Genomic DNA, 26,369 nt, shown 5'->3' on the forward strand with positions numbered 1-26,369 from the left:
TTTGATTACTGCGAGAAGGCTAAGCTGAAACGTTTTTTCGCCACAACTGACCGAACGGCTAGGTCGTTGGACATGAACCTGTAGAACTTGCACTTCAGACATGGGCATCTGTCTCCTGATGAGCTTCTCCGTAAGCGTGCAGACCGCCGTACACGTTCATCGCGGTGAACGTTGTATGCTTTGCGCGGACAACCCGTTCTGGCTGTCAGTACCCTTGTGCAGATAGTCCCTTATATTTTCACTGCGCACTTAGACCTATTTGATCGAAGCTTATAAGCGCAACTAAATCATCTAGACACCCAACTAATCGTTCTAACTTAGTAGTGAAAATCCACACGCGAAGTTGCTCAAGGTCGTAAAGAACATCACGACCCGGAGCAGATTGGCATGTTGAAAACAGGATTCACCCTGGCGCCTTTGGCGTGTGCATTGGCCATGGGCGGGCTGACGCTGCCGAGCCTGGCGTTGGCGCAAAACGACGCGGCGACGGTACAACGGGTGATTGACTTCAATATCCCCGCAGGCCCCCTGGATGAGGTGCTGCTGAGCATCTCCCAGCAAAGCGGCCACCCTATCGCCTTCGACCCGCCGCTGGTGGAAGGCCGTGGGAGCCGCGCGATCCAGGGCCGACTGAGCCAGGAACAGGCGCTGGGCATTGCCTTGGGCGGCTCCTCGTTGGGCTTCAGCCAGACGGCCAGCGGTGCAGTGTTGATCCATCGACTGGCCAGCCCGGCAGCGGCAGCCAACAGCGAACCGCTGGCGCCACGCCTGAAATCCGTGGAGGTGATCGGCACCCGGCGCAGCGACGTCACCGCGCTGCAAAGCGCGGCACCCGTGGATGTGATCAGCAGCGAGCAGTTGCAGCGCGCCGGCACCGATAACCTGGCCAAGGCCCTGGAAACCCTGGTGCCGTCGGTGAACTACCCGCAGGTCAACGGCACCGATGGCGTGTCGTCGCAGCGGCCGGTGTCGTTACGTGGGTTGGCCGCCGACCAGGTGCTGGTGCTGGTCAATGGCAAGCGTCGGCATGCCTCGGCGTTCGTCAACACCAAGGCCACCCTGGGGCGTGGCTCACAGGCGGTGGACCTGTCGACGATTCCCGTCAGCGCCGTCGACCATATCGAAGTACTCCGCGATGGCGCCTCGGCCCAATACGGTTCGGATGCGATTGCCGGGGTGGTCAATATCGTGCTCAAGGAGCAGGACCACGGCGGCGCCGTGCAAAGCACCTTCGGCCAGTACACCAAGGGCGATGGCTTTCGCCGGTCGGTGGGGGGCTGGAGCGGTTTCACCTTGCCCGGCGATGGCTTTCTCACCCTCAGCGGCGAAGGCCTGCGCAGCGAACGCACCTCCACCGGCGGCACCGATGGCCGGCAGTTCTACCCCAGCGGCGACGCCCGTGAAGCGGATGCCGACCGCCATTGGCGCTACGGCTCGCCGGGCCTCGAGGACTGGAACCTGGCGCTGAACAGCGGCCTGTCCCTGAGCGACACGGTCGACCTGTACGGCTTCGCCACCTACCAGGACCGTACCGGCGAATCCCAGGCAACCTTTCGCCGCCCCATCGACCCCAACAACCTGGTGGCCGTGTACCCCAACGGTTTCCTGCCACTGCTCGACGTGCGCTCGCGGGATGCCTCGGTCACAGGCGGCATAAAGATTCGCGATGAGCAACTTGGCAGCTTTGACCTCAGTGCCAACTACGGGCGCAACCGCATCGACTATCACCTCAGCGATTCGCTCAACGCCAGCCTCGGCGCCGCGAGCCCGACGAGCTTCAATGCCGGGGCGCTGGTCAATGAGCAAACCAACGTCGGCCTCGACCATATCAAGGAATTCAAGGTCGGCTGGGGCGCGGGCCCGCTGGTGTTCTCCAGCGGCCTGGCGTGGCGCAACGAAGCCTATGAAGTGATCGCCGGCGACCTCGCCTCCTGGACCCACGGCAGCGCCCTGCCCGCCCGTGCCGGCGGCGCCCAGGGCTTCCCCGGCACCCAGGACAGCGACGAAGGCCGTTATGCCCGCCACGTGTTCGGCGGCTACCTGGGCCTGGAGCAGCAAGTCACCGACAAACTGCAACTGGGCCTGGCCGGGCGCAGCGAGCACTACGACGATTTCGGCACCACCAGCACCGGCAAGTTCTCCGCGCGCTACGACTTCACCCCGCAGTGGGGCCTGCGCTCGACCCTGAGCAGCGGCTACCGCGCGCCCACCCTGGGGCAGATCGGCACCTCGGCGACCCAGACCGAGTTCAAGGCCGGCGACCCCACCGCCTACCAGGTCGGCACCGTCAGCGTGAACACCCCGGTCGCCCGCGCCTTGGGCGCCAGTGACCTGAAGCCGGAAAAATCCACCAGCCTGTCCCTCGGCGTGGTCTGGCAGCCGCTCGAGCGTGCCAGTGTCAGCCTCGATGCGTACCACATCCGCATCAAGGACCGCATTGCCCTGTCGGAAACCCTCAGCGGCCCCCAGGTCAGCCAGATCCTCGCCAACCAAGGCTATGGCAACTACTCCGGGGTGAGTTTTTTCACCAATGCACTGGACACCAAGACCAGCGGCGTGGACCTCGCCGCCCACTATCGCCTGGACCTGGCCGACGCCAGCCAGTTGACCCTCAACGGCGCCTTCAACTACAGCAAGACCCAGGTCACCGACATCAAGGACAACCCCGGCCCGCTGGCCGGCACCGGCATCACCCTGATCAATCGCGAAGCCCTGAGCTATGTGGAAAGCGCCTCGCCCAACAGCAAGCTGATCCTCGGTGCCGACTGGCGCAAGGGCGCCTGGCAGGCGAGCGTCAACACGATTCGCTACGGCACCTACACCCTCGACTCCAACCTGGGCGAAGCCCGCGACCAGACCTTTTCGGCGCAATGGGTGAGCAACGCCAGCCTGTCCTACGACATCAACCAGGCGCTCACCCTGACCCTGGGCGGCAACAATATTTTCGACAGCTACCCGGACAAGATCGACGTGGCCAACCGCTTTGTCGGCGGGCGCGTGGCCTACCAGAGCATCTCCCCGGCCGGTGCCGAAGGCGCCTTCTACTACGTGAAAGCCGACTACCGCTTCTGACTCAACCAAGGAGTTCCCATGAGCTTTGATCCTGTGCGTTTTACCCAAGTGTTCGAACACGACTTTGCCCTGGCCAAGCAACTGCTGATCAAGCACCAGGTGTTGTCGAGCAATGAGGCGGGCAATATCAGCCTGCGCATTCCCGGCGAAGCACGGCTAGTGATCGCCTCGCTCAGCGGCGCCGACAGTGGCGTGGCGGCGATTGTCGATTTCGACCTGCAACACAGCCAGGGCAGCCTCACCGATAACCTCAAGGAAGTGGCGGCGCTGCACGTGGCGATCTACCGCGAGCGGCCCTTGGTGAATGCGGTGATTCACACGCACTCGCCGTACCTCACCGCCTTCGCGATTGCCGGGCGAGCGTTGCGTCCCCACGCCACGCAGTTGCTGGGGATTCTGGATGAAGACCAGGAGGTGCCGCTGACGGCGTGGGGGCCGCGGTATGCGCCGGAGCCGGTGGTGGCGGCGTTACGTGAACATCCGCGTGCGCCGGCGGCGTTGCTGGCCAATCACGGGCCGTTTGCCTGGTCGGAACGGGACGTGCTGGCAGCGACGCGGTTGTTGGTGAACCTGGAAGAAGCGGCCTACCTGACCTTCCTGGCGCAGCAGCTCGGTACGCCGCAGCCCTTTCCCAGCGGCGCGGCGCAGCGGTCGCGCCTGGGCTGGAGTGCGACATGAGTGCGCTCGCTCATCGCCCTGATAAAAGTGGGAGGGACGGTGCGACGATTCGACTTGCCCCCGGCCCTTACGACAGGTCACTTTGGCAGCGGGCGCTGTTGGTTATTTTTGCATTCGGCGCACTCCACGCCCACGCCGAACCCCTGCTGGAACGGGCCCAATCCCGTGGCACCCTCAACGTCTGCACCAGCGACGAATTCCCCCCCTTCAAGACCTTCGATGCCCAAGGCAAGCCCGGCGGGTTGATCCTGGACCTGATCGTCGACCTGCAACAGCAGCTGTCTGCCAAGGTCGGCCAGCCGCTCAAGCTGCAACTTGTGCAAGTCAATCCGCTGAACCGCTTGCTGTTTCTCGAACAGGGCCGTTGCGAGGTGCTGGTCACGTCCCTGCTCGACACCCCCGCACGGCGGCGCGAAGTGGATTTTGCCAGCCCCGGTTTCTACAGCTCGGCCGCCACCGTGTTTGCGCCGAAAAGCACCGCCGTGCCGGACTGGCAAAGCCTGCGCGGCAAGACCCTGTGTGCGCCCGCCACCAGTGTGTGGGTGCGCCCGTTTGAGACGCGCTATGGCGTGCAGTTCGCCTCGTTCAACGGCACGGCCGAAGTGCGCAAGGCGGTGGCCGACAGCCGTTGCCTGGGGGCGATGGGTGACGATGCGTTGTACAGCGCCCTGGCGCGCCAGCCGGAATGGGCCGACTACGAGGTCAAACTGCCGGGCCAGGACCCGGCGCCGTGGGGCATTGCTTTGCGCAAGGGCCAGCCGGCGTTGTTGGCGGCGCTGTCGAGCATCGTCGAAGGCTGGCATGCCCAGGGCGTGATCATCGGCCTGGAACAGCGCTACGGCCTGGCGCCGAATGCCTGGGTAGCGCAGCAGCATGCGCGGGCCAGCCATGAGTGAGGCCAACCTGCGCCTGTGGCTGGAACAGCATGGCCTGTCGCTGAGCATCCTGTGGGACCCGATGGACCGCCAGCGCTTCCTGCTCGGCCTGGGCCTGACGCTGTTGCTGTCGGTGGCGAGTATTGCGCTGTCCCTGGTGATCGGTGTGTGGGGCGCTGCCGGCCTGGGTTCGCGCCGCTCGCTGTGGCGCCGGTTGAGCGCGGGGTACGTCGCGTTGTTTCGCAACACGCCGCTGTTGGTGCAGCTGTTCTTTTTCTACTTCGGCGTCGGCGCCTGGCTGCCGCTGGCGGACGACACCAGCGTGCGGCTGCTCAACGGCACGCAATGGGCGATCATCGTGATCGCCCTGCACAGCGGCGCGTTCCAGGCCGAGAACCTGCGCGCCGGGATCGATGCCGTGCCCCGCGCCACCCTCGACGCGGCCGCCGCCCTCGGCATGCAAGGCGCCACGGTACTGCGCCATATCGTGCTGCCGCTGGCGCTGCGTAACAGCTTGCCGGCCATGGGCAATACGGTGGTGCAAACCATCAAATCGACCTCGATTGCCTACGCGATTGCGGTGCCGGAATTGCTCTATGCGAGCAATCGGATCTGGTCGGACAACTTTAACGTCGCCGAGATGATGCAGGTGCTGTTGCTGGTCTGGTTGCTGCTGATCGGCGCCAGCAGTTGGCTGCTGCGCCGCCTGGAAAACCACTTGCGCCTGCCAGGCCAGGAGTTGCCCGATGCTGCCTGAACCGTCCTGGCCCGCGCTGTTGTGGCAGTGGGCGCCGGCGCTGCTGCAAGGCTTCGGCCTGAATATCCTCATGGGCGTCACCGCGATGCTGGTGGCCACGCTGGCCGGTGTCGTGCTCGGCAGCCTGCAGGTCAGCGCCCGGCCGCGCCTGCGCCGTGGTGCCGGGCAGCTGAGCCGCCTGCTGCGCAACCTGCCGTGGCTGGTGGTGATGTTCTATGTGGCCTACCTGTTGCCCTATGAAGTGCACTGGGCCGGGCGCTGGTGGCAATTGCCGGACTGGCTCAAGGTCGCGCTGGGCCTGGCCTTGCCCGCTGTGGGCTATGTCTCGGAGATCGTGCGCGGCGCCGTGCGTGCGGTGCCGATGGGGCAATGGGAAGCCGCCCGGGCCCTGGGCATGCATCACGGCCAGGCGCTGCGCCACGTGATCATCCCGCAGACCCTGCCGAGCCTGATGGCGCCGTGGATGAACCTGTATTGCGCGGTGACCATGTCCACCTCCCTGGCCAACCTGCTGGGGGTGGAAGAGCTGATGACCACCGTGCAATCGCACCTGTCCACCCAACTGCGCAACGACCTGCTGCTACCCGCCTACGGCTTGGTGTTCATCGCCTTCTTTGTCTACATCTACCCCCTCTCCCGCCTGGCCAAACGGCTGGAGCGCACATGAGCACTAACCCCATGCATGACGATACCCTGCTGACCCAGTTGGGACGCGACCCTGCCAGCCACGAAGGCAGCGTCAACACCCCGGTGTATCGCAGCTCGACCTTTATCTGGCCCGACACCGGCACCCTCGAAAACCACCTGCAACAGGCCGCCGACCCGCATTATCGCGGGCATATCTACGGCCGTAACGGCAACCCCACCACCGCCGCGTTCGAAGACGCCGTGGCGCAGCTGGAAGGCGGCTTTCGCGGGCTGATCATGCCCAGCGGGCTGGCGGCGATTGTCGGCGCGGTGCTGGCGGTGGCGCGGGCCGGCGACCATATCCTGGTGACCGACAATTGCTATTGGCATGCGCGCCAGGTGTTCGACCAGATCCTGCCGCGCTATGGCATTGAGGCCACGTACTTCGCGCCGATGCTCGGTGCCGACATCGCCGGCTTGCTGCGCCCGAATACGCGCCTGGTGTACGCCGAAGCACCCGGCTCCAGCACCTTCGAGGTCCAGGACATTCCCGCCCTGGCCCGCGTCGCCCATGCCCACGGCGCACTGCTGATGCTCGACAACACCTGGGCCACGCCGCTGTTCTTCAAGGCGTTCGCCCATGGCGTGGACATCTCGATTCATGCCGCCACCAAGTACCTAGTGGGCCATAGCGACGCCATGCTCGGCGTGATCGTCACCACTGAAACCCTGTATTCGACGGTGCGCGAGACCGTCCGCCAACTGGGCTATATCGCCAGCGCCGACGACGCCTACCTGGGCCTGCGTGGCCTGCGCACCCTGGGTGTACGCCTGCGCCAGCACCAGCGCTCGGCGCTCACCGTCGCGCACTGGCTGCAACAGCGTCCCGAAGTGGCCCAGGTGCTGCACCCGGCGCTGCCGGGGGCCATCGGGCACGCGCTGTTCAAGCGTGACTTCCTCGGTTCCACCGGGCTGTTCGGCGTGGTTCTAAAGCCGCGTTTCGAGCCCCAAACCAAGGCCTTCCTGGAAAGCCTGCAGTTGTTCGCCATGGGCGCCAGCTGGGGCGGTTTCGAGAGCCTGATTCGCCAACAGCAACGCCACCCTTCGGCACTGATTGAACCAGGCGTGCTGCTGCGCCTGCACGTGGGCCTTGAAGCGGTCGAGGACCTGCTCGCCGACCTGCAACAAGGCCTCGAACGCCTGAGCGCCACCCCCCATTCACCAAGGAGTCTGCCATGAGCCAAGCACTGCCCACCCACTACAGCATTTGCCCGCTGCTGGTCGCGTCCAACATTGCCGTTGAACTCGGTTGGCTGGACGAGGAATACCAACGCGTCGGCGCCGACGCGATCTACCTGCGCTCACTGCCCGACAACCTCGGTTGGCTGCCGCACTTCACCCATGGCGAAGCGCGCTTGATTCGCGATGGCGGCGCGGTGCCGGCCTTGTGGGCGCGCGCCGACCAGGCCGATACGTTGCTGGTGGCCAGCACCGCCACCCAACGCGCCGGGCAGATCCTGGTGCGTGCCGAGGGGCGTATCCGCCAGGTCGCCGACCTGTTCGGCAAGCGCATCGGCGTACCGGTGAGCCGCAACAAGGCGCGGGTCGATGTGCTCAAGGCGCTGGCCGAGCATGGCCTGTTCAATGCCCTGCAACTGGCCGGGCTGGAGCCGTCGCAAGTGCGCCTGATCGAGCTGGAGGATGAAGGCGACCCGCAGACCTTGTTGCCGGCGGTGAGGCCTTCGGCGTTCTGGTCGCAACTGCATGGGCTGCATGGCCAACCCGGGCATGAGGTGCAGGCCCTGGCCGAAGGCCGTGTGGATGCGCTGCATGTCGCCGCCGGACATGTGCCGGCCCTGCTCGCCAGCGGTGAATTCACGGTAATCGAAGACCTGGAACGCTACCCGGACTGGACCCTGAAAAACCACAACGGCCCCTACGCCACCACCGTCAACCGCGCTTTTGCCGAAGAGCATCCCCAGGTGGTGGTGGCGTTCCTGCGCGCCGCGATCCGCGCCGGGCGCTGGATCAACCAGCACCGCGATGCCGCCGCCGAGCTGTTCACCCGCGTGACCTTCCTGCCGGACGCCGGGTTTATCCGCCGCGCCATCGCCGAGCTGGATTTTGTGCCGAACCTGGCGCCGCAGAACCTGGCGGCCCTGGAGCTGAAGAAGGACTTCCTGGTGCAGCGCGGCTTTCTGCAAAACGACTTCAGCGTGCACGAGTGGGCCCAACCCGGGTTTCTCGCCCAAGCCCACGCCGGGCTTTAACGCCACACCTTTGCCAAGGACAGACAATGATTGCTCAGTACCGCAAGACCCTGCTGGCCGGCCTGTTGGTCGCCGATTCAAGTTGGGCGGCGCAGGCCGCCGACTCCACCGAACCGCAACTGAGCAAAGTCGAGGTGGTCGGTGCCCGCGTGACTGAAGCCAGCGCCGCTATTGGCGAAGACAAGATCAGCAATACCCTGAGCATCTCGCACCAGGCGTTGCTGTCGGCGCCGGCCGGCACTTCGGGGCTGAAAATGCTCGAGGCGCTGCCCGGCTTCAACGTGCAGGTCAACGATGCGCTGGGCCTGTATGAGTTCGGCAACTCGGTGTTCGTGCGTGCCTTTAACCTGCAGCAGATCGGCTTTTCCATCGACGGTGTGCCCCTGGGACGTACCGATCAGTTCGGCGGCAGCCCGATCTATCGCTACGTCGACAATGAAAACACCGAGCGGGTCACTGCCTCCACCGGCGCGGGCGACGTGTCGCAATCGGGCTATGCGTCCCTGGGCCCGTATGTGGATTACCAGACCAGCAACCCCACGCTCGATCCGGGCGCCAGCCTGTCCTACACCCTCGGCAGCGACAGCCTGCGGCGCAGTTTCGTCAAGCTGCAAAGCGGTGAATACCAGGGCCTGTCGGCGTACTTCAGCCGCTCGAAAATCGACGGTGACCTGTGGCGCGGCCCCGGCACCATCGACCGTGAACACCTGGAAGCCAAGGTGCGCTATCGCTTCGGTGAACGTGACGAGGTGTGGCTGCGCGCCGTGCACAACGCGTTCTACGACTACGACTCGCCCTACGTGAGCAGCGCCCAGTACGACGGCAGCGCCAATGACCCGTTCGGTCGCTCGGGCCGTTACTTCGCCTACCTCGACAGCCTGCCCGACTTACCCGAGAGCGTGCCCGGCGTGCGCTACAGCAACACCAACTACAACCAGTTCTACAAACAGGCGGTGAACCAGCGCCGCGACACCTTGTACAGCCTGGGCGGCCAGTTCGAGATCCGCCCGGACCTGCTCAACTACACCACCCTCTACTACGAGGCCAAGAAAGGCTTTGGCGTGTCCCCCGAGGCCTACGCCACCTCCCTGGCGCTGCACACTGCCGAAAACACGGTGGATGGCCTGTTCGCACCCCGCGGCGTGCAATACGGCTTGTCGTCCCTCAGCGGCCATCGCTTCGGCGGGCGCACCGGGCTGCAATGGGACATAGGCCAGCACCAGATCGACACCGGTGTGTGGGCCGAGACCGATGTGTTCAACCGCCAGCAGGCGCGCTACAACCTCACCGACGGCAGCCCGGCCGGCGAGCCGTTGCTCAATGAGCCCGTGCACCTGCAAGGGGATTTCAGCTCTACGCGCAATTCGTTGCAGTACCACCTCAAGGACACCTGGACCCTGCTCGACGACCGCCTGCGCCTGCAGTTCGGTTTCAAGAGCCTGCACCTCAAGTACCGCATCGAGGGCTATCGCAACGCCGGCGACTACATCAACGACCGCCAGCCGCGCCTGGCCACCCAGTGGAACGACGCCTTCCTGCCCCAGGCCGGGCTGGTCTACAACCTCACCGATGACACCCAGGTATTTGCTTCCTATTCGGAAAACATGGCCCTGCCCCGTGGCGCCGACGACATCTTCCGCGCGGCCAGCCCCAGCGCGCCGCCACCGGAGGCGGAACGGGCGAAGAACTACGAGGTGGGCTATCGCATCAACCGCCCGACCTTCAACGCGGCCTGGGCGCTGTACCGCACCGACTTCGACAACCGCCTGCAAGCCTTCGCCTCAGCCGTGCCCGGCAGCAGCCAGGTGGAAACCTACTACCAGAATGTCGGCAAGGTGCAGGCCTACGGCAGCGAGCTGAGCGGGCAATGGAAACCCCCGGTCCTGGCCGACAAGGTGGTGCTCAACGGCAACCTGACCTACAACACCTCCACGTTCCGGAACGACGCCGGCGGCCTTTCGATCAAAGGCAACGAGGTGCCCGACAGCCCGCGCTGGCTGGCCCAGGCCGGGGTTACCTATGAGCTGGCGCCATGGGCACTGCTGAACTTTTCGGCACGCTATATCGGCGAGCGCTACAGCAACTTCACCAACAGTGAATCGGTTCCCGGCTACACCCTGTACAACGCCTACCTGGATCTGGGGGGCGAACGCCTGCACTACGGCCCGCTGAAGAATGTGAAGGTGCGCTTCAACGTCGACAACCTGTTCGACAAGGATTACCTCGGCTACATCCTCACCAGCACCAGTGGCCCCGCCGTGTTCCGCCCGGGTTCGCCGCGCACCTTCCAAAGCACCTTGAGCATGGAGTTCTGAACATGAACAAGTACATGCTGCTGCTCGCCCTGCTGCCACTGTTGGCCCACGCCGACACCGCCGTCAGCCCCGCCACCCTGGCCCTGCACCAACGCCTGCTGGTACTGGACAGCCACCTGGACACGCCGCTGACCCTGACCCGCCCCGGCTGGAACATCCTCGAGCGCCACGACTACCGCCAGGACGGCAGCCAGGTCGACCTGCCGCGCATGCGCGAAGGCGGCCTGGATGGGGGTTTCTTCGCCGTCTACACCCCCCAGGGCCCACGCACCGAGGAAGGCCGCGCCTACGCCAGCGCCTATGGCCTGGCCACCCTCACCCGCATCCGCGATGTGATCGACCGCAACCCCGACAGCTTCGCCCTGGCCCTGACCGCCGCCGACGCCCGGCGTATCGCGGCCCAGGGCAAGCGCGTGGTGTTTATCAGCATGGAAAACGCCGACCCGCTCAGCTCCGATCCCGAGTTGCTCGACACTTACTACCGCCAAGGCCTGCGCATGCTCGGCCCGGTGCATTTCATGAACAACGACCTGGCCGACTCGGCCACCGCGCTGCCGGAATGGAAAGGCCTGAGCCCCAAGGGCCGCGACCTGGTGCAACGGGCCAACCGCCTGGGCATCCTGCTGGACGTGTCCCACGCCAGCGACGCGGTGTTCGACCAGATGCTGGCGCTGTCCAGCGCCCCACTCATCGCCTCCCACTCCAGCAGCCGCGCGGTCAACCCGCACCCGCGCAACCTCGACGACAACCGCGTGCGCCAACTGGCGGCCAAGGGCGGGGTGATCCAGGTCAACGCCTACAGCGACTACCTGATCCCCCTCACGCCCAACCCGGACCGCAACAAAGCCATGGCCGCGCTCGGCGCACGCTTCCACAACCTTGCCGCCCTCAGCCCGGAGCAGGTCAAGGCGCTCTATCAGGAGCGCGACAGCCTCAACCAACGCTTCGCCCAACCCAAGGCCAGCCTCGATGTGTTCATGAAGCACCTGCTGCACCTGCTCGAGGTGGTCGGCCCGGATCACGTCGGCATCGGTGCCGACTGGGACGGCGGCGGTGGCGTAAGCGGGCTGGAAGATGTGAGCCAGTTGCCGGTGATTACCCAGCGGTTGCTGGATGCCGGGTATAGCGAGGCGCAGATCGCCAATATCTGGAGCGGGAATTTGTTGCGGGTGTTGCAGGCGGCACAATCCGCCGCCCTATAGCCTTTACCTACTGCCACCCTCCCCCCATCACCTTATACAAACTCACCCGATTACTCTGCTCCGCCAGGCGCAGGGTGATCAGGTCCTGCTGGGCGCTGTACAGCGAGCGTTGGGAATCCAGGGCTTCGAGGTAGCTTTGCGAGCCGGCGCGGTAGAGCGCGTCGGACAGGTCGTAGCTCTTTTGGCTCGCCTCGGTCAGCGCTTGCTGGGCGGTGAGACGCTGGTCCAGGGTGCTGCGCACGGCCAGGGCGTCGGCGACTTCCTTGAATGCGGTTTGCAGGGTTTGCTGGTAGGTCTGCACCTGGATCTCTTTCTCGACCTTGGCCGCATCCAGGGTCGCGCGGTTGCTGCCGGCATCGAAGATCGGCAGGCTGATGCTCGGGGCGAAGGTCCACGCGCCGCTGCCGGCCTTGAACAGGCTGGACAGTGACGCACTGGCGGAGCCCGCATTCGCAGTGAGGCTGATGCTGGGGAAAAACGCCGCGCGGGCCGCGCCAATGTCGATGTTCGCGGACTTGAGGCTGTGCTCCGCCGCCAGTACGTCGGGGCGCCGCTGCAACAGGCTCGACGGCAGCTCGGCCGGCACCTGCACCAACGCCGCTGCCGATCGCAGGTGGGCGTCGGGCAGCAAGGCGTCGGGGATTTCGCTGCCGACCAGCAGGCGCAGGGCGTTACAGTCCTGGAGGATCTGGCTCTGATACTCGGCCACATCGACCCGCGCCGATTCGACGGTGGTTTGCGCCTGGGCCACGGCCAACGCCGTGGAGCCACCCAGCGCGTGGCTGCGCTGGGTCAGTTCGTAGGTGGACTGCTGGCTGGCCAGGGTCTGCTCGGCCAGTTGCAGGTGCTCGTTGTCGGCGGCCAGGGTCAGCCAGGCGGTGGCCACTTCGGCCACCAGGCTGATTTGCGTGCTGCGCCGGGTTTCGGTCAGCGCCAGGTAGTCTTCCAGCGCTTCGTCCTGCAGGTTCTGCACGCGGCCGAACACGTCGACCTCATAGCTGATCAGGCCCAATTGCGCGCTGTAGTCGTGGCTGGTCACGGCCGTGCCGCTGCTGGACAGCGAGCCCGGCGTGCGGCTGTGGGTACCGCTGACGCTGGCGTCGAGGGTCGGGAACGCTGCTGCGCGCTGGATGCGGTATTGCGCCTGGGCTTTCTCGATATTCAGGCTGGCCAGGCGCAGGTCGCGGTTATTGGCCAGGGCCAGAGTTTGCAGGTGTGCCAGGCGGCGGTCGGTAAAGAACTGCTGCCACTGGATGTCGGCCGGCACCTCACCCTGCACACCCGCTTGCCATTCGCCAGGCACCGGTGCCTCGGGTTGCTGGTAGTGTGGCGCCAGGTTGATGCAGCCACTCAAGACCACTGCGGCCACTAACGGGAAGAGAAAGCGGGTCATGCGTCACCTTTTTCGACAATGGGCGTCGTGCTGACACGGCCAAAGCGGCGACGGATCAACACAAAAAACAGCGGTACAAAGAAGATCCCCAGCACCGTGGCGCTGAACATGCCGCCCAGCACACCGGTGCCGATGGCCCGGCGCCCGGCGGAACCTGCGCCACTGCTCACGGCCAGGGGCAGCACGCCGAACATGAAGGCCAGGGACGTCATCAGGATCGGCCGCAGGCGCTGGCGCACGGCGATCAGCGTCGCCTCGCGCAGGCTGTTGCCCTGCTCCTGCAGGTGCTTGGCAAACTCGACGATCAGGATCGCGTTCTTCGCTGCCAGCCCTACGGTGGTCAGCAGGCCGACCTGGAAGTACACGTCATTGCTCAACCCCGTAAAGCGTGTGGCCCACACCGCGCCGACGATACCCAGGGGCACTACCAGGATCACCGAGAACGGCACCGACCAGCTCTCGTACAACGCGGCCAGGCACAGGAACACAAACAGGATGGACACCGCATACAGCAACGGCGCCTGGGACCCGGAAAGACGCAACTGGTACGACTGGCCGGTCCACTCGTAGCCGATGCCATCGGGCAGTTGCCGGGCAATCGCCTCCACCGCGTCCATCGCCGCGCCGGAGCTCACACCGGGTGCCGGGTCGCCGACCACTTCCAGGGAGGATGTGCCGTTGTAGCGCTCCAGCAACGGCGAGCCATAGCTCCAGGCACTGCTGGCAAATGACGAAAACGGCACCATTTCATCGTTGCTGTTGCGCACGAACCAGTGGTCCAGATCGGCCGCTTGCATCCGCGTGCGGGCTTCGCCCTGCACGTAGACCTTCTTCACGCGGCCCTGGTTGAGGAAGTCGTTCACATAGGTACCGCCCAACGCCGTGGACAAGGTGCTGTTGATGTCGCTGGTGCTCAGGCTCAGGGCCCCCGCCTTGCGGTCATCGATGCTGATTTTGAGTTGCGGTGCATCGTCCAGGCCATTGCTGCGCACGCCCAGCAGGCGCGGGTCTTGCCTGGCCAGCGCGATGAACTGCTCGCGCGCCGCCACCAATGCGTCGTGGCCAAGGCCGGCGAGGTCCTTGAGCTGCAAATCAAACCCCGAACTCTGGCCGAGGCCGCGCACGGCGGGCGGTTGCATCACGAACACATCGGCGTCCCCAATACTCGCCAGGGCCAACGTGGCACGTTGGGCAATCGTGGCGGCATCGTTCGAGCGCTCACTCCAGTCCTTCAAGCGAATAAACGCCCGTGCGGTGTTCTGGCTGTTGCCGCCCATGCCCAGGCCGCTGATGCTGATCATCGCCTCGACTTCCGGCTGTTTGAGCATGTACGCCTCGAACTGCTGCAACACCGCCTGGGTGCGGCTGTCGGTAGCGCCCACCGGCAGCTGGATTTGCGCCATGAGAATGCCCTGGTCCTCATCCGGCAGAAACGAAGTAGGCAAGCTGGCATAACCCGCCGCCATGGCTGCGGCGATCAGCACATACACCACCAGGCTGCGCCATGAGCGTTGCAGGACAGCGCCGACCAACGCTTCATAGGCGCTGGAACAGCGTTCGAAGGAACGGTTGAACCAACCGAAGAAGCCCCGTTGAACCGCATGCCCCGGCTTGAGCAGCGTGGCGCACAGTGCCGGCGTGAGGGTCATCGCCACCACCACCGACAGCACCATGGCCGAGACGATGGTCACCGAGAACTGCCGATAGATGATCCCGGTGGAACCGCCAAAAAACGCCATGGGAATAAACACCGCGCTCAGCACCAGGGCGATGCCGACCAGTGCACTGGTGATTTCATCCATCGATTGACGCGTGGCCGCCAGGGCCGACAAGCCCTGCTCGGCCATCACTCGTTCGACGTTTTCCACCACCACAATGGCATCGTCGACCAGCAAGCCAATGGCCAGGACCATGGCAAACATGGTCAGGGTATTGATCGAGTAACCGAACAATGCCAACACGCCAAACGTGCCCAGCAACACCACCGGCACAGTGATCGCCGGGATCAGCGTGGCCCGCAGGTTTTGCAGGAACAGAAACATGATCAGCACCACCAGCACGATGGCCTCGCCCAGGGACTTGACCACTTCCTCGATGGACAGGCTCACAAAGGGCGTGGTGTCGTAGGCGATCACGTTCTTCAATTGCATTTCGGTGGGGTAAAACGGCGCCAGTTCCTTGAGCTTGGCCTTGACCGCCTCGCCCACCTCCAGCGCATTGGCGCCCGCCGCCAGTTGCACCCCCATGGCGGCGGCCGGCTTGCCGTTGAGGGCCGAGTTGATGTCATAGCTCTCGCTGCCCAACTCCACGCTCGCCACATCACCGAGCAGCACGACCGCGCCGTCGCTGCCGGACTTGACCACCACATTGCGGAACTCCTCGGCCGTCTGCAGTTTGCTGCGCGCGCTGATGGTGGCATTGAGTTGCTGGCCCTTCACCGCCGGCAATGCGCCGAGTTGGCCGGCTGAGACCTCGGTGTTTTGCGCCTCCAGCGCAGTGCTCACATCCGACGGCATCAGCGCGTATTTTTCCAACAGCGCCGGGTCCAGCCAGATGCGCATGGCGTAGCCCGAACCGAGGGTCTGCACGTCGCCCACGCCGTCGATACGGCTGATGGAGTCGAGCAAGGTGCTAGAGATGTAGTCACCGATCTGGGTGCCGGTGACGCTGGGGTTGTCCGAGGCCAGGGCGGCAATCATCAGGAAGTCCGAGCCGCCCTTGGTCACGGTCAGGCCTTCGCTCTGCACCGACTGCGGCAAGCGCGACTCGGCCTGTTGCAGCTTGTTCTGCACCTGCATCTGCGCCACATCGGGGTCGGTGCCGGCGCCAAAGGTCAGGCTGATACTGGCGCTGCCCGCCGAACTGCTGGAGGCCGACATATAGGTCAGGTTGTCCAGGCCTTTCATCTGTTGCTCGATGACCTGGGTCACCGAGTCTTCGACGGTCTTGGCCGAAGCGCCGGTGTAGGTGGCGGAAATACGCACGGTGGGCGGCGCGATGTCCGGGTACTGCTCCAGCGGCAACTGGCTGATGGATAACGCGCCGCCGAGCATGATCACGATGGCGATGACCCAGGCGAAAATCGGTCGATCGATAAAGAAACGCGCCATGTTCAACCCTCCTGCGCCAGGGCACCGGCATCGGCGGCCTGGGTCTGGACCACGGCGCCGATGCGGACTTTCTGGCCACCTTCGACGATCACCTGGTCACCGGCCTGCAAACCCGCCGTCACCCACCACTGGTTGCCCACGGCGCGGTCAACGCTGAGCACGCGTTGCTCGACCTTGCCGTCAACCACCAGCAACACCGAGGTCACGCCGCTGGCGCTGCGGCTTACGGCTTTTTGCGGGATCAGGATCGCCTGGTCATCCCGGGCCTGCTCCAACACGCCACGCACGTACATGCCGGGCAGCAGCACATGCTCGGGGTTGTCGAACACCGCACGCAAGGTCACGGTGCTGGTGCCCTGGTTGACGCTGACCCCGCTGAACTTGAGGCGGCCGTCGTGGTTGTAGGTGCTGCCGTCATCCAGCGTGAGGCTGATGCGGGCCTCGCCGTCGCCGTTGGCCTGCAACACGCCACGGGCCAGGTCGCGCTTGAGGGCGAGCAATTCAGTGGTGGACTGGGTCACATCCACATAGATCGGGTCGAGTTGCTGCACGGTAGTGAGTGCGGTGTCCTGGTTGGCCACCACCAGTGCGCCGGGGGTGACCGTGGACGTCTCGATACGCCCGGCCACCGGCGAGCTGATGCGGGTGTAGGCCAGGTTGATGCGGGCGGTGTCGAGGTCGGCCTGGGCCACCTGGACGTCAGCGGCGGCGGTCAGCAGGGTGGCCTGGGAATCTTCGTTGGTTTGCTGGCTGATGGCGTCGATCTTCACCAACCGGGCGTTACGCGCGGCGGTGGTCTGTGCCGACTTCAAGGTGGCGCGCGCCTTGGCCAGGCTCGCCTGGGCCTCAGCCAATGCCGCCTTGTAGGGTGCCGCATCCAGTTGGTACAGCGCCTGCCCGACCTTGACCTCGGCGCCTTCGACAAACAGGCGCTGCTGCACGATACCGCCGACCTGCGGGCGAATCTCGGCGACCATAAACGCCTGGGTGCGCCCGGCCAGTTCAGTGGTCATGACCTGGCGCTTGGGCTGCACAGTGATCACCGAGACCTTGGGGGTGGCGACTGCGGGCGCGGGGTCGCCAGCCGAGCAGCCGCCGAGCAGCACCAGAATGATGAACGACAGGAGTACCGCGGCGGTTACCAGGTATTTGGCGAAAAGTTTGGTCGACATAGTTGCCTCTGCAAGACGGGGTGGTGCAAGCCTTACCGTCATGCTGCTAGGCAAATGTGCAGGAAAATTGAAGATTGCCCGCCTGGGTTGAATCTTTCCTCCATGGGGCCCTAAATGGGCGGGTCCACTCTTTTACGGCCCTTGTTCATGAAGTCGAGTATCTCCACCAAACTGTTTGTCGCCGTATCGGCCGGTGTGCTGCTGGTCATCCTCAGCATGGGCCTGGCCACCGGCTGGAGTTTTGGCCGCGGGTTTCTTGGCTATATCAATGAACAGGCGCTGGAGCGCATGGCCACGGTGGTGCCGCGCCTGGCCAGTGCTTATGCGCGTGAAGGCAATTGGGCGTTCATGCGCAACCGCCCGGATCGCTGGTTCGACATCATGCGCCCAGACCCCTACGAAGAACGGGTCACCAATGACCTGCGTACACCGCTGGCCTCGGACTTGACGGGTGCGCTATTTCGCATCGCCCTGCTCGACAAGGACCGCAAGCGCGTCACCGGCTACACCGCGATTGGTGAGGATGCACTGGTGAGCCCCATTGTGGTCGCGGGCGAAACCGTGGGCTGGCTGGCCGTGACCCCGTTCCAGAGCGTGACCGAAGCCGGTGGCGAACGCTTCCAGCAATACCAGCTGCGCACCAGCCTGGTGATGGGCGTGTTCTCGCTGCTGCTGGCGATGCTGATTGCCTGGTGGATCGCACGCACGCTACTGGAGCCGGTCAAGCGCGTGGCCGCCGCCACCCACCGCCTGGCCAGCGGCGACTACAGCAGCCGCGTGGCCGTGGCCTCCAACGACGAAGTCGGCCAACTGGCCCGCGACTTCAACCAGTTGGCCTATACCCTGGAGCGCAACGAAAAAATGCGCCGGGAGTTCATGGCAGATGTCTCCCACGAACTGCGCACGCCGCTGTCGGTGCTGCGCGGCGAGCTGGAGGCGATCGAGGACGGTGTGCGCAGCCTGGACCCGAATACGATGAAATCCCTGCTCGGCGAAGTCGGCATGCTCAGCAAGCTGGTGGATGACCTGTATGAGTTGTCCCTGGCGGACATCGGCGCACTGACCTATCGCAAGGCCCCGTGCATGCTGAACGACGTGCTCGACAACAGCCTGGCGATGTACCGGGAACGCTTCGCCGCCCGCCAGTTGCAGCTCGACCTGGAGCTGCCGCGCGAGCCCGTGGCGCTGCTGGCGGATGCCAGTCGGCTGCAGCAATTGTTTTCCAACCTGCTGGAAAATGCGCTGCGCTACACCGACGTCAATGGCAGGTTGCGCATCAGTGTGGGGGTCGACCGCGACACGGTGCGTATCGACTTTCTCGACTCCGGGCCGGGCGTGTCCGCAAGCCAGTTGCCACGCTTGTTCGAGCGGTTCTACCGTGGCGAGTCATCACGCAACCGCGAGCATGGCGGCGCCGGCCTGGGCCTGGCAATCTGCCGCAGCATCGCCAACGCCCACGATGGCAGCCTGGTTGCCGACCACTCGCCCTACGGCGGCCTGTGGCTGACCCTGCGCCTGCCCCGGAGCCTGTGAACCATGCACGATGAGCCGCCGATCCTGATCGTCGAAGACGAACCCAAGCTCGCCGCCCTGATGCGGGACTACCTGGAGGCCGCCGGCTATACCACCCGGTGCCTGGACAATGGCCTGCACGTGGTGCCCGCCGTGCGCGTCCACGAGCCCAGGTTGATCCTGCTCGACCTGATGCTGCCCGGCCGTGACGGCATGCAGCTGTGCCAGGACCTGCGCGGTTTCAGCGCGGTGCCGATCATCATGATCACCGCCCGCGTCGAAGAAGTGGACCGCCTGCTCGGCCTGGAACTGGGTGCCGACGACTACATCTGCAAACCCTTCAGCCCCCGTGAAGTGGTGGCCCGGGTCAAGGCCATCCTGCGCCGCAGCCCACAGTTGCTGGGCACCGGGGTGCCGCGCCTGCTGATCGACGAAGCCCGCTACCAGGCCTCGCTGGACGGCATCGCGCTGGACCTCACGCCCCTGGAACTGCGCCTGCTCAACACCTTCGCCCGCGCCGCCGGCCGTGTGTTTTCCCGCGACCAGTTGCTGGATCACCTCTACTCCGACCACCGCGTGGTCACCGACCGCACGGTGGACAGCCATATCCGCAACCTGCGGCGCAAGCTGGAACAGGTATGCCCGGGGGAAACGCCGATTGAGTCGTTGTATGGGGTGGGGTATCGGTTTCAGTTGGCTGAAAAGCAGCCACAGGCCTGACAACCCCCCTCCCCACATTGGGTTCTTCGGTGCTTGGAAGATTGACGTTACATCGGCGTGCTGCTGATAACCCGCAGCGCCAACCCCTCGTACGCATCCAGGGTAATGGTGAACTCGCCCTCCGCCGTCAGGTCGCCCTCCACCCGTTCGTTGATGATGTCCACCACCATCCCCGCCGCGATATCCGGCAGGTTCAGGGTTTCGGTGATCGGCGTGGCGCCGAAGTTCAGCGCGGTGATTTGCGTGCCTCTGCCGGCCGGCAATTCGTGGACCATGATCAACAGGCCGGGGTTCTGCACGTCGGGCACCAGTATCTGGCGGCTGGCGGCGATGTCGTAGGCGCGGCGCACGGCGAGGATCTTTTGCAGTTGCGAGGCGAACGAGTCCGGGTCCTGCAACTGGCTGTTGAGGCTGCCGTAGAGGCTTTTCGAGCGCGGCATCTGGCCGGCCGACAATGCTGCGTCCGGGTTCAGGTCCACCAGGTCGTAGGCGCCGCGATGAATCCAGCGGGTATCGCCATCCTGCATCAAGTGCTCGACGTCCTCGGCGGCCAACGGCAGCGCGCCTACCAGGTCCCAGCCGGACAAGGCGAACACCCCCGGCTGCATGGCGTTGTACATCACCAGCAGTAAATGGATCTGGCGAATCTGTTGGATGTCGGCAGCACTGATCGCCTCCAGGTCGCGAATGCCCAACGCCGCCGTGATGATGCTGGCGGTGGTGCAGGACACGCCATTGGTCACGAACTTGAGGTTATAGGGCGCGTGCTCGCCGGCCAGGCGTTCGTACATCTGCTCACGGATGTGCTCGCGCAGGATATTGCCGGGGAATGTCTGCCCCTGGTAAAGGAAGGTGTCGTGGGCATGCAGGGTCCAGAAGTGCACCAGCTCCAGGGTCAGCTCATCGTGGTTCTGCAACGCATGGATCAGCGAGCCGGGGTCGATGCCCTGGCGGTGCATTTCGCGCAGCATCAGGCGCAGGAATTCGGCATCGCCCATCAACAGCGCGTGCTGGTACGCCGGACGGGTGATGAAGTCATAGGACAGGTCGGCGCCGCCGTGGGACATCGACGCAATGTCATCCACCGTGAGGTTCAACTCCTGGAAGCTGAAACCGCCGGCCTTGCGAATCGCCCCGCCCAGCAGCTGGTTGCCGGTGATCGACAGCGGATGGCTCTCGGACCAGGCCGTGCCATCGAGGGTGCGTTCCACGCCGAGGAAACCATTGGCGTCCAGGCGCAGGATTTTCGCGCCCATCACGTCGATGGCGTGCAGGGCGTCACCGATGATCATCTGCTGCGCGGCGAAGGTCGGGTCGAGCCAGTTCAGCGACGGCTGGCCTTCCTTGAAGTAGTGCAGGTATACCCAGCGACGCGGCTTGCCATCCACGCCGATGACCACCGGCGTGGTGCTCCAGTCGGTCTCCTTGACGCCGGGCTCGAAGAAGATCACCCGCTGCAATTGGCCGACGATATAGTGCTTGTCGCGCAGGGCATCCACCTGGGCCGGGCTGAGGTTCTGCGCGTCGCGGCCCTCGGCTACCTCGGGCAGCAACGGCCAGTCTTCCTCGCGGATCTCCACCATATGGTAAAGGCCGGGGTAATCCTCGTAGGCCATCTCCGCCAGGCGAAAGTCCGCGCCCTTGCCGGTGTGGGACGGAATCACGTCGTCGATGATCACCGCATTGTGCGCCGCCGCCATGCGCGTCAACGCCTGCAACTGCGCCTCGGTGCCCAACTGCGGGTCGATCTCGAAGCTGATGCGGTCGAAATTGCCGTCGATGGTCGGCGTGTGCCGGGTGCCGGTCAGGCCACCGGATTTTTTCAGCGGGCCGTTATGGATGCCCTGGATGCCGATCTTCGACAGCGCATGCCACAGCGTTTCATCCCCCAGCGCCTCCAGCACCGTACCGCCCTCGCGCGTCACAATCGACGCCGGGTAGGCGGTAAACCACACCGACGACAAGGCCGAGGCATCACGGGGCCGGGTCTGCGCATACGGCTGCTGCCACAACCGGCCCTGGCCCGAATAGAGCTTGGCGCGCTGGCGTGCCGCGTGCAGCATCGATTGTTCCACCAGCCAGTTCACATGGTTGTTTTCAGCCGCGGTCATAAGCTTGGTACCTGTCGTGGTTAAACATTACTCGTGAACATATGAGGGCTCGGTGGGCCATTCGTTGCATTGCAATGTGGCGTGCCTGAACGGGGGATCGGGCGTTCAGCAGGTTTCCCGATACTGCCTCGGCGTAAACCCCGTCGATGCCTTGAACTGCCGGGTGAACGCGCTGTGGTCGGTATAGCCGCATTGCAGCGCGACCTCGGTGATCGGCATGTCGCTGTGCAACAACCGATGGGCGTGTTCCAAGCGTACTTTCTGGATCATCTGCCGGGGTGTCAGGTGGAACACGCGCTTGCAGTAGCGCTCCAGTTGCGCCACGGAAATCCCGGCGATGCGCGTCAGTTCGCCAAGGGTGACGCGGCGGTTGAAGTGCATGCGGATGTGCTCGTCCACGGCGGCCAGGCGTTGGTAGGCCGGGTGGGTTTCGCTGGCCGATTGCAGGTCGACCGAGATCCCGGCCAGGCCGATGATGCGGCCTTCGTGGTTGTACAGCGGCCATTTGTGGGTCAGGCACCAGCCGGGTTCGCGGCTGCCGTACAGGTGCAGTTCGAGTTGGTCCTCCAACACAAAGCCCTGCTGCAGCACGCGCCGGTCCTGCTCGGTGTAGCCCGGCCCCAATGGTGCGGGAAAGACGTCGGCGCTGGTCTTGCCCAGCAATGGTTGCAGCTGCTTGAGGCCGCAGCGCTGCACCAGGGTGCGGTTGGCAAGGACGTAACGAGCGTCTGTGTCCTTGATGAAGATGGCAGCATTGGGGATCACATCCAGCATCGGCAGCAGCTGCCCCACACCGGCCAGTAGCTGCTCGATGCTGTGGAGAGGACTGGCCCCTTGGCAAAGGCTCGCAAACGCGCGTTGAAGCATGATTATCTCTCCCCGGCTTTCGCCCTGATGGCAAGCAGATTGCCCCATGCCCGGGGTGCTGTCGAGCAGGGCGAACTGTGCTGATTTCGTCATCGATGCCGGCAAAAAACATCAATCGCCGGCCCGCTTGCGCGTTCACGATAGGGCCACTGCATGCCTATCCCTACACTCACAAGAAGGCAGCCCACAGCTCTTATTGATGGAGCGCGTTATGAAGCGACTGCATGTGATCGACTCCCACACCGGCGGCGAACCCACGCGCCTGGTGATGACCGGCTTCCCCGCGCTCAAGGGCGCGAGCATCGCCGACCAGTTGGAAAACCTGCGCACGGAGCACGATCCATGGCGCCGCGCGTGCCTGCTGGAACCCCGTGGCAATGAGGTACTGGTCGGCGCGCTGTACTGCGCGCCCGTTACCCCAGGCGCCACCTGCGGGGTGATCTTTTTCAACAACGCCGGTTACCTGGGCATGTGCGGCCACGGCACCATCGGCCTGGTGGCGTCCCTGCAGCACTTGGGGCTTATCCAGCCGGGCGTGCACACCCTCGACACCCCGGTGGGGCCGGTGGCCGCGACCTTGCACGACGACGGTGCCGTGACCCTGCGCAACGTGCCTGCCTATCGCTATCGCCAGCAGGTGACGGTGGATGTGCCGGGGCATGGCGCAGTCCAGGGCGATATTGCCTGGGGCGGCAACTGGTTCTTCCTGGTGTCCGAGCACGGCATGGCGCTGGCAATGGACAACGTCGACGCTCTCACCGACTACACCTGGGCGATGCTCAAGGCCCTCGAGGCCCAGGGCATCCACGGTGCAGACGGCGCCCTGATCGACCATGTCGAACTGTTCGCCGACGACGCCCACGCCGACAGCCGCAACTTCGTCATGTGCCCCGGCAAAGCCTACGATCGCTCCCCCTGCGGCACCGGTACCAGCGCCAAGCTGGCGTGCCTGGCCGCCGACGGAAAACTCGCCCCCGGTGATACCTGGGTACAAGCCAGCATCACCGGCAGCCGCTTCGAAGGCCGATATGAATGGGACGGCACACGTGTCATCCCCTTCATCACCGGCCGCGCCTACATGACCGCCGACAGCACCTTGCTGATCGACGAGCAGGACCCGTTTGCCTGGGGCATCTGAGCCCATCCCTTTTGATTGAACGCTGTAAGGAGCTAGGACAATGAGCGACAACATCTTCACCGGTTGCGTCCCCGCGCTGATGACCCCGTGCACCGCCGCGCGCAAGCCGGACTTCGACGCGCTGGTCGCCAAGGGCCGCGAGTTGATCGATATCGGCATGAGCGCCGTGGTGTATTGCGGTTCCATGGGCGACTGGCCGTTGCTCACCGAAGCCGAGCGCCAGGAAGGCGTGTCACGCCTGGTGGCGGCGGGCGTGCCGACCATTGTCGGTACCGGTGCGGTGAACAGCCGCGAGGCGGTGGCCCACGCCGCCCACGCGGCCAAGGTCGGCGCCCAGGGCTTGATGGTGATCCCGCGCGTGCTGTCCCGAGGTGCGTCCGCCACGGCGCAAAAGGCGCACTTCTCGGCGATCCTCAAGGCCGCGCCCAACCTGCCGGCGGTGATCTACAACAGCCCTTACTACGGCTTTGCCACCCGCGCGGAGTTGTTCTTCGAGCTGCGCCGCGAACACCCGAACCTGATCGGCTTCAAGGAGTTCGGTGGCGCTGCCGACCTGCGCTATGCCGCCGAGCACATCACCTCCCAGGACGACAGCGTGACCCTGATGGTGGGCGTCGATACCCAGGTGGTGCACGGTTTCGTCAACTGCAACGCCACGGGGGCGATCACCGGCGTCGGCAATGCCTTGCCCCGCGAAGTGCTGCACCTGGTGGCCCTGAGCAAGCAAGCCGCCAAGGGCGATGCCAAGGCCCGGCGCCTGGCGCGGGAGCTGGAAGCGGCATTAGCGGTGTTGTCGTCCTTCGATGAAGGCTGCGACCTGGTGCTGTATTACAAGTATCTGATGGTGCTTAACGGCGACACGGGCTACGCCCTGCACTTCAACGAAACCGATGTGCTCAGCGACGCCCAGCGGCATTACGCCGAAACCCAGTACGCGCTGTTTCGCAAGTGGTATGCCAACTGGTCGAGAGAGGCGTAGCGGATGCACGACCCTGACCCTGCGGATATCACCGTAATCGGAGCCGGCATCATTGGCGTTGCCTGCGCCCTGCAGCTGGCGCGCCAGGGGCGGAAAGTGCGGGTGATCGACCAGCAGGCGCCCGGCATGGGCGCCTCCTACGGCAACGCCGGGCACTTGGCGACCGAGCAAGTGTTCCCGATCGCCGACCTGTCGATCCTCAAGCGCTTGCCCGCCATGCTCATGGACCCCATGGGCCCGCTGCGCCTGGACTGGAAATACCTGCCACGCGCCCTGCCCTGGTTCATCCGCCTGCTGCTGAACCTGCGCCCGGCGAGTTACCAGGGCACGGTGACGGGTCTGCGCGCGCTCAATGAAGCGAGCCTTGGCGCCTGGCAACGGTTGCTGGCCAGTATTCAGCGCCCGGAGCTGTTGCGCGAAGATGGCTCGCTGCTGGTGTTCGAACGTTCAGACTCCCGCGCGGCCATCGATGGGTTGCAACAGCGTATGCGGCAGCAAAACGTGCCGGTGGATTTCTGGTCGGCGGATGCCATACGTGAAGCTATCCCGCAATTGGGCGCCCAGATCCAGGGCGGCCTGTTTTTCCCGCGAACAGGGCACTTCCTTGACCCTTACCGGTTGGTCTGCGAATTGGTGGAGGCGGCCAAGGCCAGTGGCGTGCAGTTCCTCCAACGCCAGGTGCTGGATGCGCGGGTTGAAGGCGATGGCGTCACAGTGAGCACCGATCAAGGCACCTTTGCCGCCCGCCAGGTCCTGATCGCCTGTGGCGCCCACTCGGCCGGACTCACCGCCGCCCTGACCGGCAAAAAAGTCCCGCTGGACACCGAACGGGGCTATCACCTGATGCTGCCCCATGAACAGCAGCGCCTGCCGTTTGCCGTTACGTCCCTGGAGCGCAAGTTCATCATGACGCCCATGAAAGGCGGCCTGCGCCTGGCCGGCACCGTGGAATTCGCCGGCCTCGATCGCCCGCCGAACATGGAACGGGCGTGGCAGTTGCATCGGTTGAGCCAGGGGTTGTTTCGTGAAGACCTGAGTGCAGAGGACGCGACGCCGTGGATGGGCTTCAGACCATCGCTGCCGGATTCGCTGCCGATTATTGATCGGGTGTGTGACGGGAAGGTGCTGCTTGCGTTCGGGCATCAGCATCTGGGACTGACCCAGGCGGCGGTGACGGCGGAGATGGTGGGGCAAATGGCGTCGGGGGCGCCTGCGCTTTCAGGGTTGCCGGGGCTAGGGGCGTATCGACTGGGGCGGTTTTGAGAAGAACCGCCACCTCCAAGCACAGCAACTTGCACACGCTATTTCATGTGGTGAGCGGGCTTGCCCCGCGTGGGGGGCGAAGCGCCCCTGATCAAGACGAATGCCGAGTCTCAGGCACTCCTCTGCGCCTGGTTTTTTGGGGCTGCTGCGCAGCCCAACGCGGGACAAGCCCGCTCACCACAAGAATGCGCTCGCCTGAAATTATTTATGCAGGGCTCAAGACTTTAGTGTGAAACTTTAACCCTTTAAAATCAGTAAGTTATTTTAATTTTTATAAGAGTTTGCTCCCGCTGGACTGCGCAGCAGTC

At 64.7% G+C, this 26,369-nt stretch carries 19 protein-coding genes; 14 read left to right on the forward strand and 5 right to left on the reverse strand.

The features are described 5' to 3' along the window. The first annotated feature begins 387 nt into the window (after positions 1-387). From J3D60_RS06375 to J3D60_RS06415, 9 genes are read left to right on the forward strand one after another with little or no spacing between them, the layout of a single operon-like run. Positions 388-3,072: a TonB-dependent receptor gene (locus tag J3D60_RS06375; protein WP_253490479.1), complete on the forward strand. Its 2,685-nt coding sequence runs from the start codon at positions 388-390 to the stop codon at positions 3,070-3,072. 18 nt (positions 3,073-3,090) lie between these two features. Next, positions 3,091-3,750 carry a class II aldolase/adducin family protein gene (locus J3D60_RS06380; protein WP_027606698.1) on the forward strand — a complete coding sequence of 220 codons (660 nt, stop codon included), beginning with the start codon at positions 3,091-3,093 and terminating at the stop codon, positions 3,748-3,750. Further along, positions 3,747-4,646, forward strand: a complete 900-nt coding sequence (locus J3D60_RS06385) for a transporter substrate-binding domain-containing protein (protein WP_253490480.1) — start codon at positions 3,747-3,749, stop codon at positions 4,644-4,646. Before J3D60_RS06380 ends, J3D60_RS06385 begins: the two co-directional genes overlap by 4 nt. Continuing rightward, positions 4,639-5,382: an amino acid ABC transporter permease gene (locus J3D60_RS06390; protein WP_253490481.1), complete on the forward strand. Its 744-nt coding sequence runs from the start codon at positions 4,639-4,641 to the stop codon at positions 5,380-5,382. Before J3D60_RS06385 ends, J3D60_RS06390 begins: the two co-directional genes overlap by 8 nt. Next, positions 5,372-6,049, forward strand: a complete 678-nt coding sequence (locus tag J3D60_RS06395; protein WP_253490483.1) for an amino acid ABC transporter permease — start codon at positions 5,372-5,374, stop codon at positions 6,047-6,049. The genes J3D60_RS06390 and J3D60_RS06395 overlap by 11 nt, the downstream gene beginning before the upstream one ends. Continuing rightward, a complete protein-coding gene (gene metC, locus J3D60_RS06400; RefSeq protein ID WP_253490485.1) occupies positions 6,046-7,248 on the forward strand; it encodes a cystathionine beta-lyase in 1,203 nt (400 codons plus the stop codon). The genes J3D60_RS06395 and metC overlap by 4 nt, the downstream gene beginning before the upstream one ends. Further along, positions 7,245-8,279, forward strand: a complete 1,035-nt coding sequence (locus tag J3D60_RS06405) for an ABC transporter substrate-binding protein (RefSeq protein ID WP_253490487.1) — start codon at positions 7,245-7,247, stop codon at positions 8,277-8,279. The genes metC and J3D60_RS06405 overlap by 4 nt, the downstream gene beginning before the upstream one ends. Positions 8,280-8,305: 26 nt before the next feature. Next, positions 8,306-10,594 (forward strand): TonB-dependent receptor, encoded by a 2,289-nt coding sequence (locus J3D60_RS06410; protein WP_253490489.1) that lies wholly within the window; start codon positions 8,306-8,308, stop codon positions 10,592-10,594. 14 nt (positions 10,595-10,608) lie between these two features. After that, positions 10,609-11,796, forward strand: a complete 1,188-nt coding sequence (locus J3D60_RS06415; RefSeq protein WP_367399678.1) for a dipeptidase — start codon at positions 10,609-10,611, stop codon at positions 11,794-11,796. 7 nt (positions 11,797-11,803) lie between these two features. On the opposite strand, the gene J3D60_RS06420 is transcribed toward J3D60_RS06415, so the two are convergent. The 3 genes from J3D60_RS06420 to J3D60_RS06430 are packed head-to-tail and all read right to left on the reverse strand — an operon-like array spanning position 11,804 to position 17,471. Next, positions 11,804-13,189 carry an efflux transporter outer membrane subunit gene (locus J3D60_RS06420; RefSeq protein WP_253490491.1) on the reverse strand — a complete coding sequence of 462 codons (1,386 nt, stop codon included), beginning with the start codon at positions 13,187-13,189 and terminating at the stop codon, positions 11,804-11,806. Next, positions 13,186-16,299 carry an efflux RND transporter permease subunit gene (locus J3D60_RS06425; protein WP_065941665.1) on the reverse strand — a complete coding sequence of 1,038 codons (3,114 nt, stop codon included), beginning with the start codon at positions 16,297-16,299 and terminating at the stop codon, positions 13,186-13,188. The genes J3D60_RS06420 and J3D60_RS06425 overlap by 4 nt, the downstream gene beginning before the upstream one ends. Before the next feature lie 2 nt (positions 16,300-16,301). Next, positions 16,302-17,471: an efflux RND transporter periplasmic adaptor subunit gene (locus tag J3D60_RS06430; protein ID WP_253490492.1), complete on the reverse strand. Its 1,170-nt coding sequence runs from the start codon at positions 17,469-17,471 to the stop codon at positions 16,302-16,304. A gap of 147 nt (positions 17,472-17,618) precedes the next feature. Between J3D60_RS06430 and J3D60_RS06435 the strand changes: the two genes are divergently transcribed. Continuing rightward, entirely contained in the window at positions 17,619-19,004 is a 1,386-nt protein-coding gene (locus J3D60_RS06435; protein WP_253490493.1) for an ATP-binding protein, read from the forward strand. A gap of 3 nt (positions 19,005-19,007) precedes the next feature. After that, a complete protein-coding gene (locus J3D60_RS06440; protein WP_253490494.1) occupies positions 19,008-19,703 on the forward strand; it encodes a response regulator in 696 nt (231 codons plus the stop codon). A 47-nt stretch (positions 19,704-19,750) separates the two neighbouring features. On the opposite strand, the gene treS is transcribed toward J3D60_RS06440, so the two are convergent. After that, positions 19,751-21,814 (reverse strand): maltose alpha-D-glucosyltransferase, encoded by a 2,064-nt coding sequence (gene treS / locus J3D60_RS06445; protein WP_253490495.1) that lies wholly within the window; start codon positions 21,812-21,814, stop codon positions 19,751-19,753. 105 nt (positions 21,815-21,919) lie between these two features. Continuing rightward, the gene (locus J3D60_RS06450) at positions 21,920-22,681 is read right to left on the reverse strand and encodes an AraC family transcriptional regulator (RefSeq protein WP_065941670.1); all 762 of its coding nucleotides are present in this window, start codon (positions 22,679-22,681) and stop codon (positions 21,920-21,922) included. A gap of 211 nt (positions 22,682-22,892) precedes the next feature. On the opposite strand from J3D60_RS06450, the gene J3D60_RS06455 reads away from it, so the two are divergent. Genes J3D60_RS06455 through J3D60_RS06465 form a run of 3 tightly spaced genes read left to right on the forward strand, consistent with a single transcriptional unit; the run spans position 22,893 to position 26,061 of the window. Next, positions 22,893-23,819 (forward strand): 4-hydroxyproline epimerase, encoded by a 927-nt coding sequence (locus J3D60_RS06455; protein ID WP_065941671.1) that lies wholly within the window; start codon positions 22,893-22,895, stop codon positions 23,817-23,819. Positions 23,820-23,859: 40 nt separating this feature from the next. After that, positions 23,860-24,798 carry a dihydrodipicolinate synthase family protein gene (locus J3D60_RS06460; protein ID WP_253490496.1) on the forward strand — a complete coding sequence of 313 codons (939 nt, stop codon included), beginning with the start codon at positions 23,860-23,862 and terminating at the stop codon, positions 24,796-24,798. Between the two features lie 3 nt (positions 24,799-24,801). Further along, on the forward strand, positions 24,802-26,061 hold the full coding sequence (locus J3D60_RS06465) for an FAD-dependent oxidoreductase (protein ID WP_253490497.1): 1,260 nt from the start codon (positions 24,802-24,804) through the stop codon (positions 26,059-26,061). Positions 26,062-26,369: the final 308 nt, after the last annotated feature.

The organism is Pseudomonas sp. S3E17, from assembly GCF_024168685.1.
GTDB lineage: Bacteria > Pseudomonadota > Gammaproteobacteria > Pseudomonadales > Pseudomonadaceae > Aquipseudomonas > Aquipseudomonas marginalis.